The organism is Streptomyces sp. PTY087I2 (assembly GCF_001687325.1).
Lineage (GTDB): Bacteria > Actinomycetota > Actinomycetes > Streptomycetales > Streptomycetaceae > Streptomyces.
In genome coordinates, this window is sequence record NZ_LZRD01000023.1 from 107869 (window position 1) to 125046 (window position 17178).

A 17178-nucleotide genomic window follows, 5' to 3' on the forward strand; every position below is an offset into this window, starting at 1 on the left:
GGATCAGCCGACGGCCAGTGCGGGCAGCGGATCCCGCGTACGGGCCTCGTCCGCGAGCAGCTTGTCGAACCGCGCGCGGGAGATGTTGCCGCCCGTCAGGACGACCACGACGTCCCGGGTGTGTTCGGCCCTCAACGCAGCCGCGACCGCAGCGGCCGAGCTCGGTTCGGCCACGACGCCGCAACCGAGCAGCAGGGACATGGCTCGGAGGATCTCGTCGTCCTCCACCGCCATGAGGCGATCGGACCCGGCGGCCACGATCGGGAGGGCGACGCATCCCGGCGACTGGCCGCGCAGCCCGTCGGCCACGGAGGCGGACGGCGGGACGGTTACCGGTCTGCCGGTCGCAAGGGAGAGCGCGTACCGGGGGGCCGACACCGGCTCGACCCCGATCACGGCCGGAGCCGGGGCCATGCCGTCGCGGACCCGCCCGGCCCAGGCCTCCTTCGCAAGGCACATGCCGGCGAGCAGCCCGCCGCCGCCGACGGGCACGTACACCGCCTCGGTCTCCGGTGCCTGGGCGGCGATCTCCAGGCCCGTGGTGCCCTGGCCCGCGATGACGTCGGCATGGTCGGACGACGGGACCAGCGTCGCGCCCTGCTCGACGGCCAGGGCCTCCGCCAGGCGGTTCCGCTCCGCTACCCCGCCCTCCACGAAGCGGACGCGGGCGCCCAGCTCGCGGATCCGCTCGACCTTCTCCGGCGCCGACTGCGCGGTCATCACCACCGTCGCCGGGATCCTCCGGGCGCGGGCCAGCATCGCCAGCGCCTTGCCGTGGTTCCCGGAGGAGGCCGTCACCACCCGGGTGGGGGCGGCGGCCACGAAGGCATTGGTCACCCCGCGCAGTTTGAACGACCCCGACTTCTGCAGGTCCTCCCGCTTGAGCAACACATGGGTGCCGGGGATGCGCAGGACCGGCGTCCTGCGGACCACGGGGGCGATGCGCTGCCCGGCGGCCTGCACGTCCTGGAAGGTCGGAATCCTCATGCCTGCCGCCCCGCGTACTCGGTCGAGTTGCTGATGATGGTCCGGGCCAGGGTGGAGACTGCATCCTGAGCCGTCATCATGTCTTCGTGCGTGCCCGGTGTGTGGGCCTGCTCCATGCCGTCGGGATACAGACGGCGCCAGTAGTCCGTGTACTCCTCGGCGCTGCCGTCACTGGCGTTCGAACCCTGATCGCCGAGACGTACGTCGTCGCTGACGACAAGCGTGCAGGGCGCACCCGAAACCGGCGGATCGTAGGACGCCACCGACTCCAGGAGCCCGCCGAGGGTGGCGTACGGGAGCCACTCGTCGAGCGTCGCGGACTCGTCCGGCACCTCCAGCGTGGAGGCGAGCCGGCGCAGCTCTCTCCCGGTCCGCGCCCGCTCCGCGCCCTGCTCCGTACGGCCCTTCTCCCAGAGGGCGACGGCCCGGTGATAGTCGGCCACGTAGCCCATCAGCCGGTTCCTGACGCCCGGTTCGATGATCGGCGGCTCGACCAGGTAGACCTGCCCGGTGTCCGCCGGGGCCTGCCGGGCCATCTCGTGGGCGATGACGGCCCCCAGCGACCAGCCGAGCAGGTGGTACGGGCCCTCGGGCTGGATCGCACGGATCTCCTCCCAGTACCGGGCTGCCAGCGCTTCGACGCCCTGGACGGTCTCCTCGTCCGGTTCCATACCGGGCGCCTGGATGCCGTACGTCCGGTACTCGTCGGCCAGCCGGCCCGCGAGTGTGGTGAACCAGTGGGCGCTGCCGCCGCTGGGGTGGACGCAGAACAGGTTCCGCCGGTCCGGCTCCCCGTCCTCCGCCGGCCGTCCTCCGCCGAGTTCGAAGGCGAGGGAGCGGGAGACCGTGCCCGCTCGGGAGAGCAGGTCCGCTGCTTCCGCGACCGTCGGGTACTGCATGACCGCGCGTACCGACATCGCGTATCCCGCGTTCTGAAGCCGCGTCGCCAGCCGCACGGCGCGCAGCGAGTGGCCGCCGAGCTGGAAGAAATCGTCGTGGACGCCGACCTGTTCCAGCCCCAGGACCTCGCTCCAGATGTCGGCGACGATCCGCTCCGTCTCGGTGCGGGGTGCCACGAACTCGGTCTCCATCACGGGGCGGTCGCCCTCCGGCTGTGGCAGCGCCTTGCGGTCGACCTTGCCGTTCGGCGTGAACGGCAGCGCTTCCAGGAAGACGAACCAGCTCGGGATCATGTAGTCCGGCAGACTCTCGCGGAGACGGGCCCGCTGGCCCGCGACGGTCAGCTCACAGCCGGCGCCGGGTACGCAATAGGCCACGAGCCGCTTGTCGCCGGGGGTGTCCTCACGGACCAGCACCACGGACGCGGCGACGTCCTCGTGGGCGGCGAGCGCTGACTCGATCTCGCCGAGTTCGATGCGCAGTCCGCGGATCTTGACCTGCTGGTCGATCCGGCCGAGGAACTCCAGGTTCCCTTCGGGCAGCCAGCGCACCAGGTCGCCTGTGCGGTACACACGGTCCTCGGAACCGGCGGAGAACGGGTGCGGGACGAAACGCTCGGAGGTCAGCTCGGGCCGCTGCCAGTAGCCGCGGGCGACGCCCTCACCGCCGATCCACAGCTCACCGGGAACACCGACCGGCGCGAGGCCGCCGAAACGGTCCATCACGAACACCTCGGTGTTCGCGACCGGCGAGCCGATCAGCACCCGGTCCCTGACGTCGGCGTACTCGTACAGCGTGCTGCAGACGGTGTCCTCGCTCGGTCCGTACGCGTTGATGAACACCCGCCCCGGCGACCAGGTGGCCAGAACGTCCGGCGGGCAGGCCTCGCCGGCCACCACGATCGTCCGGACGCTGCGCATCGCCTCCGTGGACACCCCAGCGAGCAGTGACGGCGACATCGTGACGGCGGTGACGCCGTGCCGGGCCACTGTCGTCTCCAGCGGCCGGCCGGGGAACAGGTCCTCGCGCGGAGCGAGCACCAGCGTCGCGCCCGCGCCCCAGGTGGTGAACACCTCGTACATCGAGGCGTCGAAGCTGGGCGACGCGAACTGCAGTACCCGGCTGTCGGAGTCCAGCCGCAGCTGTCCGGGCAGGTGCTCCGCCATGCTGACGGCGCCTTGGTGCTGGATCATGACGCCCTTGGGGGTGCCGGTGGATCCGGAGGTGTAGATGATGTACGCCAGGTCGTCGGGGCCGCTCCGCGGCGCGGGGTTCGTCTCCGGCCGGGTGGCGATGATGCTCCGGTCGGCGTCGAGAAGAACCTGGGAGGCGGTCTCCGGAAGTCGGCCGGCCAGGTGGGACTGCGTGACGACCAGCGGTGCCCGGGTGTCCCTGAGCATGAACTCGATACGGGCAGCGGGGTAGTCGGGATCCACCGGAACATACGCGCCGCCGGCCTTCATCACACCGAGCAGCGCCACAATCATGTCCGGACCACGGTCCACACACACCGTCACCAGATCACCGGCCTTGATGCCCCGAGCGATGAGATGGTGCGCGAGCCGATTCGCGCGAGCGTTGAGCTCGCCGTAGGTCAGGCGGGTGTCCTCGAAGAGGAGCGCGGTCGCGTCGGGGCTCCGGGTGGCCTGCTGCTCGAAGAGTTCGTGGACGGTGATGTCGTTGCGGTAGGGGACGGTGGTGTCGTTGAAGGTGACAAGGAGTTGTTCGCGGTCTGCCGGTGTGAGGATGTCGAGTTCACCGACGGGTGCGCCCGGGTCCGCGACGACAGCGGCCAGCAGCCGGGTGTAGTTGCCGGCGAGCCTTTCGACGGTCGCCCTGTCGAACAGCTCCGGCGAGAAGAGAATGCGGCCCTCGACGGTTCCCGTCGCCTCGTCGGCGTCCAGCAGGCAGACCAGGTCGAAGTTCGGTGTCTCTCCCCGTACTTCGATGGTGTCGAGGGTGAGTCCGGGAAGGGTCCAGGTGCTGTCGGGAACGTTCTGGAGAGCGAACATGACCTGGAAAAGAGCGTTGCGGGAGAGATCCCGTTCGGGGGCCAGCTCCTCGACGATCCGCTCGAACGGCAGATCCTGGTGAGCGTAAGCACCCAGAGCGGTCTCCCGGACCTGGCCGAGAAGATCCACGAAGGTGGGATTGGCCGTCAGATCGGCCCGCATGACCAGGGTATTGACGAAGAACCCGACCAGATTCTCCACCTCGGCACGATTACGCCCCGCAATAGGCGTACCGACCGTGAACTCGTCCTGCCGCGACCAACGCGACAACAAGACCTGAAACGCCGCAAGACCCGCCATGAACAGCGAAGCACCCTGGCCGGAAGCCAGTCGCTGCAGACCGAGCGTGGTGCCGGCATCGATCGTGAAGGTGACAGCGTCACCCGCACGGGAACGGCGAAGCGGACGGGGCCGGTCGGTCGGCAGCTCCAGCGCCTCGACGCCCGCAAGGTTCTCGCGCCAGTACGACAGCTGACGCCCCTCCCGCTCCGGGGTCAGCCACTGATGCTGCCACAGCGCGAAATCCCCGTACTGAATGGAGAGTTCGTCAAGCTGCGGCGCACGGGACTCGACCGCTGCCGTGTACAGCTCGCGCAGTTCATCGGTGAGAACGGAAGCCGACCAGCCGTCGGCCACGATGTGATGGATCACCATCATCAGCAGATGCCGGTCATCCGCGAGCCGAACCACCACGACCCGCAACAACCGACCACTCGTGAGATCGAAGGGAACGCATGCCTTGCTGTCCAGGATGACGCGGGCCAGGGTTTCACGCTCGGCGCGGTCGCCGATGTGCCGCAGGTCGACAAGCTCGCTCCGTACCTCCCACGGCTCGCCCACGACCTGCACCGGCTCCTCCTCGGCACCTGCGACGAAGCGGGTGCGCAGCACCTCGTGCCGGGCGACCAGACCGGAGAAGGCGGTCTCCACAGCAGCCAGATCGAGGCTGCCTTCGAGCTCGAAACCGAAAGGGATCACGTACTCCGCGCTTCCCGGCTCCAGCTGGTCCAGGAACCACAGCCGCCGCTGGGCGAACGACAGCGGCACCACGGCCGTGCCGGCGGGGCGGCGCATGATCCCGATTTCCTGCTGCGTCGCTGCCTCGGGCTCGGCGGTCAGTGCGGCGACCGTACGCGCCTCGAAGAGCTGTCGGACGGTGACGTCTGTGCCGAGCGCCTTGTTGATCCGGGACACGAGGCGGGTCGCGAGGAGCGAGTGTCCTCCGAGCTGGAAGAAGTCGTCGTGCACGCCCACCTGGTCGAGGCCGAGGACCTCGCGCCAGATGTCCGCGACGATGCGTTCGGTCTCGGTGCGCGGGGCGGTGAAGCCGCCTTCGGCGATCTGGCGGGGCACGTCAGGGGCGGGCAGGGCCCTGCGGTCGACCTTTCCGTTCGGGGTGAGGGGCAGGGCGTCGAGGTGGACGAACCAGTTCGGGATCATGTAGTCCGGCAGGCTGTCGCGCAACCGGTCCCGCAGCCCCGCGACGGCCGGTTCGCGATGGGGGGCCGGCACGCAGTAGGCGACGAGACGCTTGTCCCCCGGGGTGTCCTCGCGGACGACCACGACGGTCGACGCGATGTCCTCCTGGGCGGCAAGAGCGGCTTCGATCTCCCCGAGCTCGATGCGCAGACCTCGCAGCTTGACCTGCTGGTCGATCCGGCCGAGGAACTCGATGTTGCCGTCAGGAAGCCAGCGCACCAGGTCGCCCGTGCGGTACACGCGGTCCTTGGGACCGGCGGAGAACGGGTGCGGGACGAAACGCTCGGAGGTCAGCTCGGGCCGATTCCAGTAGCCGCGGGCGACGCCGGGGCCGCCGATCCACAGCTCACCGGGGACGCCGACCGGCGCGAGGCCGCCGAAACGGTCCATGACCAGGGCCTGAGTGTTGGCGATCGGGCGGCCGATGGGCATCGTGGTGATCCGTGGGCCGTCCGGGGAAACGACGTAGCAGGCCGCGAAGACGGTGGTCTCCGTCGGGCCGTAACCGTTGACCAGGTTCTGCGGGGCGTACGGGCCTGCGACGAGGGCGTCCGCGACGGACCGCTCGACCGCGTCACCGCCGTACATCACCGTCTTCACACCGGCCAGCAGGTCCGGGCAGTCGGTGACGTGCTGATTGAACAGCGGAGCCGTCAGCCAGATCGTCGAGACCGACCGCGCCCGGATCTGCTCCCGCAGCCGCTCGGGATCGAGCACGACGTCCTTCGAGAGAACCGCGAGCGAGGCACCGGCGGTGAGAGCGCCCCAGCATTCCAGAGTGAAGGCATCGAAGGAGAAGTTGGCCGCCTGGGCAACGACATCCGCGGGGGTGATGTCCGCGAACCAGTTGTTGTCGACCAGTCGGCAGATCGACCGGTGCTGCACCATCACGCCCTTGGGGGTGCCGGTGGATCCGGAGGTGTAGATGATGTACGCCAGGTCGTCGGGGCCGCTCCGCGGCGAGGGGTTCGTCTCCGGCCGGGTGGCGACAAGCGTGTTCCGATCAGCGTCGACAAGGATCTGAGGGGCGGCGGCGGGGAGCCGACCGGCCAGGTGGGACTGGGTGATGATCAAGGACGCCCGGGTGTCCGTGAGCATGAACTCCAGGCGGGCGGAGGGATAGTCCGGGTCGAGGGGGACGTACGCGCCGCCCGCCTTCAGCACACCGAGCAGCGCCACGATCATGTCGATACCGCGGTCCACACACACCGCTACCAGGTCACCGGCCTCGACACCCTGAGCGATGAGGTGATGCGCGAGCTGGTTGGCACGGACATTGAGCTCCGCGTACGACAGTTCCTCCACACCGAACGTCACGGCCACCGCGTCGGGGCTCCGGGTGGCCTGCTGCTCGAAGAGTTCGTGGACGGTGATGTCGTTGCGGTAGGGGACGGTGGTGTCGTTGAAGGTGACAAGGAGTTGTTCGCGGTCTGCCGCTGTGAGGATGTCGAGTTCACCGACGGGTGTGCCCGGGTCCGCGACGGCAGCGGCCAGCAGCCGGGTGTAGTTACCGGCGAGCCTTTCGACGGTCGCCCTGTCGAAGAGCTCGGTGGAGTAGACGATTTCGGCCTCGATGGTGCCGTCCGTCTGCTCGGTGAGAAAGAGAGTGAGGTCGAACTTCGATGTCTGAGCCGCGACTTCGATGGTGTCGAGGGTGAGTCCGGGAAGGGTCCAGGTGCTGTCGGGAACGTTCTGGAGAGCGAACATGACCTGGAAGAGAGCATTGCGGGAGAGATCCCGTTCGGGGGCCAGCTCCTCGACGATCCGCTCGAACGGCAGATCCTGNGAGCTCGGTGGAGTAGACGATTTCGGCCTCGATGGTGCCGTCCGTCTGCTCGGTGAGAAAGAGAGTGAGGTCGAACTTCGATGTCTGAGCCGCGACTTCGATGGTGTCGAGGGTGAGTCCGGGAAGGGTCCAGGTGCTGTCGGGAACGTTCTGGAGAGCGAACATGACCTGGAAGAGAGCATTGCGGGAGAGATCCCGTTCGGGGGCCAGCTCCTCGACGATCCGCTCGAACGGCAGATCCTGGTGAGCATAAGCACCCAGAGCAGTCTCCCGGACCTGGCCGAGAAGATCCACGAAGGTGGGATTGGCCGTCAGATCGGCCCGCATGACCAAGGTATTGACGAAGAACCCGACCAGATTCTCCACCTCAGCGCGATTACGCCCCGCAATAGGCGTACCGACCGTGAACTCGTCCTGACGCGACCAACGCGACAACAAGACCTGAAACGCCGCAAGACCCGCCATGAACAATGAAGCGCCCTGGCTGGACGCCAGTTGCCGCAGACCGAGCGTGGTACCGGCGTCGATCGTGAAGGTGACAGCGTCACCCGCACCGGAGCGGACCAGGGGGCGGGGTCGGTCGGTGGGCAGCTCCAGCGCCTCGACGCCCGCAAGGTTCTCGCGCCAGTACGACAGCTGACGCCCCTCCCGCTCCGGGGTCAGCCACTGGCGCTGCCACAGCGCGAAATCCCCGTACTGAATGGAGAGTTCGTCAAGCTGCGGCATACGGGACTCGACCGCCGCCGTGTACAGCTCGCGCAGTTCATCGGTGAGAACGGAAGCCGACCAGCCGTCGGCCACGATGTGATGGATCACCATCATCAGCAGATGCCGGTCATCCGCGAGCCGAACCACCACGACCCGCAACAACCGACCACTCGTGAGATCGAAAGGCTCTGCGGACTTCGTATCGACCAGCTCACGGGCGGCCCGCTCCCGGTCCGCCGGTTCCATGGTTCTGGGTGTTCCGGGTATCCCGGAGGAGAGGTCGATGAGTTGGGCCGGCACGTGCCAGGGGTCGTCGACGGCCTGAACGGGCTCACCGTCCTCGCCGGTGACGAAGCGGGTGCGCAGCACCTCGTGCCGGGCGACCAGACCGGAGAAGGCGGTCTCCAGAGCATCCAGATCAAGGCTGCCTTCGAGTTCGAACCCAAAAGGAATTACGTACTCCGCGCTTCCCGGCTCCAGCTGGTCCAGGAACCACAGCCGCCGCTGGGCGAACGACAGGGGCTTGTTACGAGGGCTCTCGACGCGCTGAATGCGGTCGTCCGCCGTGCGCTTGCTCATCCGGGCGAGGAGCCGCGCCTGGAGGTTGTTGGCTGCAACGTCAGTCATCAGATTCTTTCCTTACCTGGTCAGAGAGAAGTCGAGGTGCCGGCGGGAGCGGAGGCGGCGTCTTCGACCGCGAGCAGTTCGAGGACATGCGCGCTGATGTCCGCAACGGTGGGCGCGAGGAAGAACTGCCGGAGGCTGACTTCCAGTCCGGCGAGCAGGTCGATCTGGTTGATCACACGGGTGGCGAGGAGCGAGTGCCCGCCGATGTGGAAGAAGTTGTCGTGGACGCCGATGCGGTCGAGGCCCAGGACCTCGCTCCAGATCCCGGCGATGATGCGTTCCACCTCGGTGCGGGGTGCCACGAAGTCGGTGTCCGTGTCGGGGCGGTCGCCCTCGGGCTGTGGCAGCGCCTTGCGGTCGACCTTGCCGTTCGGGGTCAGCGGCAGGGCCTCGAGCAGCACGAACCAGTTCGGGATCATGTAGTCCGGCAGGCTGTCGCGCAACCGGTCCCGCAGGCCGGCGGCGGTCGGCTCGCGGCCCGCGGCGGGGACGCAGTAGCCGACGAGGCGCTTGTCCCCCGGGGTGTCCTCGCGGACGACCACGACGGTCGACGCAATGTCCTCCTGGGCGGCAAGAGCGGCTTCGATCTCGCCGAGTTCGATGCGCAGTCCGCGGATCTTGACCTGCTGGTCGATCCGGCCGAGGAACTCCAGGTTCCCTTCGGGCAGCCAGCGCACCAGGTCGCCTGTGCGGTAGACCCGCTCGTCGGAGGCCCCGGGGCCGTCGTCGAACGGGTGCGGGACGAAACGCTCGGAGGTCAGCTCGGGCCGCTCCCAGTAGCCGCGGGCGACGCCCTCACCGCCGATCCACAGCTCACCGGGAACACCGACCGGCGCGAGGCCGCCGAAACGGTCCATCACGAACACCTCGGTGTTCGCGACCGGCGAGCCGATGAGGATGACGTCGCGCGGCCGGGTGATCAGGCTCGACGTGGCGGTGATCGTCGTCTCGGTCGGACCGTACGTGTTGTAGATCGGTACGGACGTGTGCTGGAACCACTCACGTACGACCGCGGCGGGTACCTGCTCGCCGCCCAGGACCAACAGCCGGAAGTGCGGTGGCAGCGACCGCGAGCCGCCAAGGTGGGGAACGACCTGCTCCCACAGGGCAGGGGTCAGCTCGCCGACCGTTACGCCCTCGGAGGTGATCGTGCCGATGAGGGACGTGGGGCTCCACTTCTCAATACCCCGCATGACCAGCCGTGCGCCGGACATCAGGGCCGGGAAGATCTGCTCCGCCGCGGCGTCGAAGGTCACCGAGGCGAACTGCAGGACTCGGTCCTCGGCCGTGATCCCGTACCGATTCCGCATCTCCTGGAGCCTGTTGCTCATCGACCGGTGCTGGATCATGACGCCCTTGGGGGTGCCGGTGGATCCGGAGGTGTAGATGATGTACGCGAGATCGTCGGGGCCGCTCCGCGGCGCGGGGTTCGTCTCCGGCCGGGTGGCGATGATGCTCCGGTCGGCGTCGAGAAGAACCTGGGAGGCGGTCTCCGGAAGTCGGCCGGCCAGGTGGGACTGCGTGACGACCAGCGGTGCCCGGGTGTCCCTGAGCATGAACTCGATACGGGCGGCCGGGTAGTCGGGATCCACCGGAACATACGCGCCGCCGGCCTTCATCACACCGAGCAGCGCCACAATCATGTCGATACCGCGGTCCACACACACCGCTACCAGGTCACCGGCCTCGACACCCTGAGCGATGAGGTGATGCGCGAGCTGGTTGGCACGGACATCGAGCTCCGCGTACGACAGTTCCTCCACACCGAACCTGACAGCGGGAGCGCCGGGTGTGCGGGCTACCTGCTCCTCCACCAGTGCCTGGAGCGTCGTCCCGCCCTCGTACTCCACCACATCGGCGCTGGTGAGCAGCTGTTCCCGCTCGCTCCCGGAGAGGATGTCCAGCCGACCAACCGGGCGGCCCGGGTGAGCGAGCACCGCCGTAAGCAGGTTGAGGTAGTTGTCGGCGAGGCGTTCGATCGTCTCCCGGTCGAAGAGCTCGGTGGAGTAGACGATTTCGGCCTCGATGGTGCCGTCCGTCTGCTCGGTGAGAAAGAGAGTGAGGTCGAACTTCGATGTCTGAGCCGCGACTTCGATGGTGTCGAGGGTGAGTCCGGGAAGGGTCCAGGTGCTGTCGGGAACGTTCTGGAGAGCGAACATGACCTGGAAGAGAGCATTGCGGGAGAGATCCCGTTCGGGGGCCAGCTCCTCGACGATCCGCTCGAACGGCAGATCCTGNGAGCTCGGTGGAGTAGACGATTTCGGCCTCGATGGTGCCGTCCGTCTGCTCGGTGAGAAAGAGAGTGAGGTCGAACTTCGATGTCTGAGCCGCGACTTCGATGGTGTCGAGGGTGAGTCCGGGAAGGGTCCAGGTGCTGTCGGGAACGTTCTGGAGAGCGAACATGACCTGGAAGAGAGCATTGCGGGAGAGATCCCGTTCGGGGGCCAGCTCCTCGACGATCCGCTCGAACGGCAGATCCTGGTGAGCGTAAGCACCCAGAGCAGTCTCCCGGACCTGGCCCAGAAGATCCACGAAGGTGGGATTGGCCGTCAGATCGGCCCGCATGACCAAGGTATTGACGAAGAACCCGACCAGATTCTCCACCTCAGCACGATTACGCCCCGCAATAGGCGTACCGACCGTGATGTCATCCTGGCGCGACCAACGCGACAACAAGACCTGGAACGCCGCAAGACCCGCCATGAACAATGAAGCGTTCCGTTGGGTGGCGAGCGCGCGCAGGCCCTGGGCACACCCGGCGTCGATGGCGAAGGTCAAGGAGGCGCCGGCACCGGAGCGGACCAGGGGGCGGGGCCGGTCCGTGGGCAGCTCCAGCGCCTCGACGCCCGCAAGGTTCTCGCGCCAGTACGACAGCTGACGCCCCTCCCGCTCCGGGGTCAGCCACTGATGCTGCCACAGCGCGAAATCCCCGTACTGAATGGAGAGTTCGTCAAGCTGCGGCATACGGGACTCAACCGCCGCCGTGTACAGCTCACGCAATTCATCGGTGAGAACGGAGACGGACCAGCCGTCCGCCACGATGTGATGGATCGTGATCATCAACAGATGCCGGTCGGCCGCGAGCCGGATCACGGTGGCGCGGAGGAGTCGGCCGCTGGTGAGATCGAAGACCTCGCCGGCCTTCGCGTCGAGCACGCGCCGTGCGACCCCCTCCTTGTCCCCCGTCTCCGCGGTGCCGGAGGAGAGGTCGATGAGCTCGGCTGCGACCCGCCACGGGGTATCGACGGTCTGGAAGGGTTCGCCCTGCTCGTCGGTGACGAAGCGGGTGCGCAGGACCTCGTGGCGCTCGACGAGACCGGAGAAGGCGATCTCCAGGGCGGTCACGTCAAGGGGACCGTCGACCTCGAAGCCGATGGGGACGACGTACTCGGCGCTTCCCGGCTCCAGCTGGTCCAGGAACCACAGGCGCCGCTGGGCGAACGACAGCGGCAGAACGTCCGTTCCGTTCTGACGCGGGACCAGCGGCACCGCGAGCCCGCTGTCGCCGGTGGTAAGGACCTCGGTCAGCAGCGCGACCGTCGGGGCGTTGAAGATCTCGCGGACGGTCATCTCGACGTCGAGCCGCTTCGCGACACGTGAGGCGATCCGGAACGCGTGCAGGGAGTGCCCGCCGAGCTGGTGGAAGTCGTCGTGGACACTCACCTGGTCGAGGCCGAGGACCTCGCGCCAGATGTCCGCGACGATGCGTTCGGTCTCGGTGCGCGGGGCGGTGAAGCCGCCTTCGGCGATCTGGCGGGGCACTTCAGGGGCAGGGAGGGCCCTGCGGTCGACCTTGCCGTTCGGAGCGAGCGGCAGGGCGTCGAGGAGGACGAACCAGTTGGGGACCATGTAGTCGGGCAGCCGCGTGCGCAGTCGTTCCCGCAGGTCGGCGACGGTCGGTTCGTGACCGGCGGCGGGGGCGCAGTAGGCGACGAGGCTCTTGTCGCCGGGGGTGTCCTCGCGGACGACCACGACGGTCGAAGCGATGTCCTCGTGGGCCGCGAGAGCGGCTTCGATCTCGCCGAGTTCGATGCGCAAGCCGCGGATCTTGACCTGCTGGTCGATCCGGCCGAGGAACTCGATGTTGCCGTCAGGAAGCCACCGGACGAGGTCGCCCGTGCGGTAGACCCGCTCCTCGGAACTCGCGGGGCCGTCACTGAACGGGTGGGAGACGAAACGGTCGGCGGTCAGCTCGGGCCGGTCCCAATAGCCCTGAGCGACGCCCGGGCCGCCGACCCACAGCTCGCCGGGGACGCCGATGGGCGCGAGGCCGCCCGACCTGTCCATCACGAACACCTCGGTGTTGGCGACCGGGCGGCCGATGGGCATGGTGGTGATCTGTGGGCCGTCGGGACCGACGACGAAGTAGGTCGCCAGAACGGTGGTCTCGGTCGGGCCGTAGAGATTGACGAGATTCTGCGGGGCGTACGGGCCGGCGACGAGGGTGTCCGCGACGGACCGCTCGACCGCGTCACCGCCGTACATCACCGTCTTCATCCCGGCCACGAGGTCCGGGCAGTCGGTGACGTGCTGGTTGAGCAGAGGGGCCGTCAGGAACATCGTGGAAATCGACCGCTCCCGGATCTGCTCGCGCAGCCGCTCGGGATCGAGCACGACGTCCTTGGCGAGGACCGCGAGCGAGGCGCCTGCCGTGAGGGCGCTCCAGCATTCCAGGGTGAAGGCGTCGAAGGAGAAGTTGGCCGCCTGGGCGACGACGTCGGTGGGGGTGATGTCCGCGAACCGGTTGTTGTCGACCAGTCGGCAGACCGACCGGTGCTGGATCATGACGCCCTTGGGGGTGCCGGTGGATCCGGAGGTGTAGATGATGTGCGCGAGGTCCCGGGGGCCGCTCCGGGGCTCCGGGGCGGTGCCGGGCCGGGTGGCGATGGTGCTCCGGTCGGTGTCGATGAGCAGCTGGGGGGCGGTGGCGGGGAGCCGGTCCGCCAGATGCGACTGTGTGATGACCAGCGGTGCCCGGGTGTCCGTGAGCATGAACTCGATACGGGCGGCGGGGTAGTCGGGGTCCACCGGAACGTACGCGCCGCCGGCCTTCATCACACCGAGCAGCGCCACGATCATGTCGATACCGCGGTCCACACACACCGCTACCAGGTCACCGGCCTCGACACCCTGAGCGATGAGGTGATGCGCGAGCTGGTTGGCACGGACATCGAGCTCCGCGTACGACAGTTCCTCCACACCGAACGTCACGGCCACCGCGTCGGGGCTCCGGACAGCCTGCTGCTCGAAGAGTTCGTGGACGGTGGCGTCGTCCCGGTACGGAACCACGGTGTCGTTGAAGCCGATCAGGAGTCGCTCCCGCTCCTCGGCACCGAGAATGCCGAGGCGGCCGACCGGTCGGGCGGGGGCAGCGACGGCCGCCGCCAGCAGGTTGACGTAGTGGCCCGTGAGGCGCTCGACCGTCGCCCGGTCGAACAGCTCTGCCGCGTAGGCGAGCGTGCCGGCGAAGCCGCCGTCCTCGGAGGGCCTCAGAACCAAGGAGATGTCGCACGCCTCGGCCTCCGGCGTCACGGCCACACCCGTATGCCGCTCGTCCTCGCACAGCTCGAACATGACCTGGAAAAGGGGGTTGCGGGAGAGATCGGTATCGGGTGCGATCTCCTCCACGATCCGACCGAACGGCAGGGCCTGGTGCTCACAGGCGCACCGCGCCGTGGCGTGAACCTGATCAAGGAGAGCGGAGAAGGACGGGTCGGCGGAAAGGTCCGCCCGCATCACCAGGATGTTGGGAAACACATCGCCCGCACCCGCGTCGATGGGGGTGCCGACCACGATGTCGTCCTGCCGCGACCAACGGGAAAGCAGAGCCTGAAGGCCCGCGAGCCCCGCCGCGAACACAGAGGCGTCCTGCGCCGAGGCGAGCTTGCGCAAGCCCTCCGCCGTGGCGGCAGGAACGGTGAAGCCGACCGCGTCGGTGATACCGGGACGGCTGAGTGGCCGGGGCCGGTCCGTCGGAAACTCGAGTGGTTGCACCCCGGCCAGGCTCTTTTTCCAGAATTCCAGCTGCTGGGCGAGCACATCAGCGGGTACGAAGAATTCCATGGAAAGCGTCATGTCATCACCGATTCAGATTCAGGAGCGCCGGAGGAATGGCGCCAGTTGCGCGGAGAGAGGCGCCGGGCGGGAAAGAGGGGAAGCTCGGCGTGAAATCGGAACTGCTGCCACCGAGAGGGCCTCATGGGGCCAACCGGGGAAGTTCGAGGTCAGGACGGTTGCCTGCGACCTGATAGTCGTCCTGTCGATCCGCCGACCGGCTCGGCTGAACCTGGCAAAGAGTTGCCCGGACTACGCGTCACGCCCCTATGAACAAGCGTTCCGATATTCACGATCACTCCCCTTCCCGTCCCTGCCCTCGTCGACGTACGGACATCAGCGTCGAAGAGTCGCCACTGTCGGCCATTTCCTGGGGGTCAACCCCCGGTGATCACAGCTTTGCCTGCTTCTCGGAGGGGTGAAAGAGAGATCCGGTGGCCGGAATCGGCACCGTCATGAACCGTCCTGGCCGATCACCTTCATCGCCATCGACCGGCACCTGGGGGGGAGGGCGTCACGAGCACCGGCGCAGCCGGCCCGCCCCGGCCCACCCCGGCCCACCCCGGGCTCCCCCGGCCCGCGGAGCTTGACAGTCATTCCCTCGCGACTCCATGATTCCATTAATTGATTCATGGAATCGCATGATGGATCACGGATCACGGAACCGAGGTGAGGCGCGTGGCAGACACGAGCACCCCGAACGCGACGTCCGGCAGCTGGGCGCTGGAGGCGCGTGGGCTGGGCAAGCGGTACCGGCGCGGCTGGGCGCTGCGTGACTGCTCCTTCCGGATTCCGGCCGGCCGCATCTGCGGGCTGGTCGGGCCGAACGGGGCCGGTAAGAGCACCCTGCTCGGGCTGGCGACCCGGCAGGTGCAGCCGACCGCCGGCGAGCTGCGCGTCTTCGGCGTGCCGGTCGACGACCTCGCCGTGCTGCCCCAGGTCGCGTTCCTCGGCCAGGACAAGCCGCTGTTCAAGCGGTTCACCGTGGCGGAGACGCTGCGGATGGGCGCCGAGCTGAACCCGGGCTGGGACGCGGCCGCCGCGGAGCGGATCGTCCGCGCGGGCAACGTGCCGGCGGACGCGAAAGTGGGCACGCTCTCCGGCGGGCAGCGCACCCGGGTGGCCTTCGCGCTCGCCTTCGGCAAGCGGCCCGAGCTGCTGCTCCTGGACGAGCCGATGTCGGACCTCGACCCGCTGGCGCGGGACGAGATGAGCACCCTGCTGATGGCGGAGGCCGTCGAGCGCGGCACCACGGTGGTGATGTCCTCGCACATGCTGACCGAGCTGGAGGACATGTGCGACTACCTGCTGGTCGTCTCCGAGGGCCGGATCCGCATGGCCGGTGACGCGGACGCGCTGGTGCCGGCCCACACCCTGGTCACCGGGGTGTCCCGGGACGGCTCGCTGCCGGCCGAACTCGCCGGTCACACCGTCGTCGAATCCCGCGTACAGGGGCGGCAGTTCCAGGCGATGATCCGTCCCGGCGGCCCGCTCCCGGCCGACTGGGAGCGGGCCGAACCCTCGCTGGAGGAAGTCCTCCTCGCCCACCTCCGCTCCCCGGACGCGCCCCCGCTCTACACCCAGGGCGCCCGCGTCGATGCCGAAGGGACCCAGACAGCATGAGCAGCACCACCCTCACCGAGAAGCCCCGGAAGCCCGGGAAGTCCTCCGAACTCGGGTCCGGGCGACGCCTGTTGCGCGGTCTTCCCTGGCTCGTCGTCCGCCAGCACCGGGTCGCACTCGCCTGTGTCCTCGGCCTCACTCTGCTCACCGCGCTCTGGATCGCGTACGAGCGCCACGAGCTGGTGCAGCTGCTCGACGCCAAGGGCTGGCCGGAGAAGGACCCCGGCCGGCCGATGGACAACAACCGCGGCTACAACTACATCACCAGCATCATCAACGGCCTGCCGCTGATCCTCGCCGTCTTCGTCGGCGCCCCGCTGATCGCGGGCGACCAGGAGAGCGGCACCGCGCAGCTCGTCACCACCCAGTCCGTGACCCGCCGCCAGTGGCTGATCGCCAAGCTGGGCCTGGCCTACGGCCTCGCGCTGGTCTCCGGCCTGGTGCTCTCGGCGCTGTTCACCTGGTGGTGGCGGCCGCACCGTTCCCTCTTCCTCAGCGAGTGGCTCGACGGCGTCATCTTCGACAACACCGGCCCCGTCCTGCCCGCCTTCCTTCTCTTCCTCACCGCCGCCGGCATCACCATCGGCGCCCTGGTCCGCCGGATGCTCCCGGCCATGGTGGGCGCGTTCCTCTTCACGGCGGTCACCACCATGTTCGTCTGGGACGAGATCCGCGTACGGCTCGGCTCCCCGAAGATGTTCACGTACCCGATGGACACCGAACTTCCGGCCCGCTTCAACGACGCGCGCGAGCTGGACCGCTGGGTCGGCAGCGCGGACGGGACGCTGTACGGCTGGGGCACCTGCGCCGAGGCGACGGAGAAGGCGCAGAACGCGTGCATCAAGGAGCACGGCATCGTCAACGACGTGATCGAGTACCTCGATTTCGGCCAGATGGCGACGATGCAGTGGACCGCGGCGGGCATCCTGCTCGCCGGAACGATCCTGCTCACGGCGTTCACCCTCTGGTGGACCTCGCGCCGCCCGCTGTGATCCCCGCGCC

General features: G+C 68.3%; 6 protein-coding genes and 2 pseudogenes. 2 read left to right on the top strand and 6 right to left on the bottom strand.

The genetic code is table 11. The features are described 5' to 3' along the window. Positions 1–3: 3 nt before the first annotated feature. The 6 genes and pseudogenes from A3Q37_RS25100 to A3Q37_RS38010 form a co-directional block, all read right to left on the bottom strand. Positions 4–987: a threonine/serine dehydratase gene (locus A3Q37_RS25100; protein ID WP_065487894.1), complete on the bottom strand. Its 984-nt coding sequence runs from the start codon at positions 985–987 to the stop codon at positions 4–6. Beyond that, positions 984–6953 (bottom strand): amino acid adenylation domain-containing protein, encoded by a 5970-nt coding sequence (locus A3Q37_RS25105; protein ID WP_369691471.1) that lies wholly within the window; start codon positions 6951–6953, stop codon positions 984–986. Before A3Q37_RS25105 ends, A3Q37_RS25100 begins: the two co-directional genes overlap by 4 nt. Further along, positions 6886–8499: a condensation domain-containing protein gene (locus A3Q37_RS35985; RefSeq protein WP_079137979.1), complete on the bottom strand. Its 1614-nt coding sequence runs from the start codon at positions 8497–8499 to the stop codon at positions 6886–6888. The genes A3Q37_RS25105 and A3Q37_RS35985 overlap by 68 nt, the downstream gene beginning before the upstream one ends. 20 nt (positions 8500–8519) lie before the next feature. Next, positions 8520–10262, bottom strand: a complete 1743-nt coding sequence (locus A3Q37_RS25110; protein WP_065487896.1) for an amino acid adenylation domain-containing protein — start codon at positions 10260–10262, stop codon at positions 8520–8522. Positions 10263–10415: 153 nt separating this feature from the next. After that, positions 10416–10658, bottom strand: a pseudogene (locus A3Q37_RS38370) (condensation domain-containing protein); the annotation flags it as partial. Between the two features lie 91 nt (positions 10659–10749). Then, positions 10750–14574: pseudogene (locus tag A3Q37_RS38010) on the bottom strand (amino acid adenylation domain-containing protein); the annotation flags it as partial. Between the two features lie 657 nt (positions 14575–15231). On the opposite strand from A3Q37_RS38010, the gene A3Q37_RS25120 reads away from it, so the two are divergent. Together A3Q37_RS25120 and A3Q37_RS25125 are read left to right on the top strand one after the other, a co-directional pair. Beyond that, positions 15232–16176: an ABC transporter ATP-binding protein gene (locus A3Q37_RS25120; RefSeq protein ID WP_065487898.1), complete on the top strand. Its 945-nt coding sequence runs from the start codon at positions 15232–15234 to the stop codon at positions 16174–16176. After that, complete coding sequence (locus A3Q37_RS25125) at positions 16173–17168, top strand: ABC transporter permease (protein ID WP_065487899.1); 996 nt, start codon at positions 16173–16175, stop codon at positions 17166–17168. The genes A3Q37_RS25120 and A3Q37_RS25125 overlap by 4 nt, the downstream gene beginning before the upstream one ends. Positions 17169–17178: the final 10 nt, after the last annotated feature.

Bases quoted from the DNA above. Each gene is read 5' to 3' on its own strand.
- A3Q37_RS25100 (WP_065487894.1), bottom strand. From the start codon at position 987: ATGAGGATTCCGACCTTCCAGGACGTGCAGGCCGCCGGGCAGCGCATC.
- A3Q37_RS25125 (WP_065487899.1), top strand. From the start codon at position 16,173: ATGAGCAGCACCACCCTCACCGAGAAGCCCCGGAAGCCCGGGAAGTCC.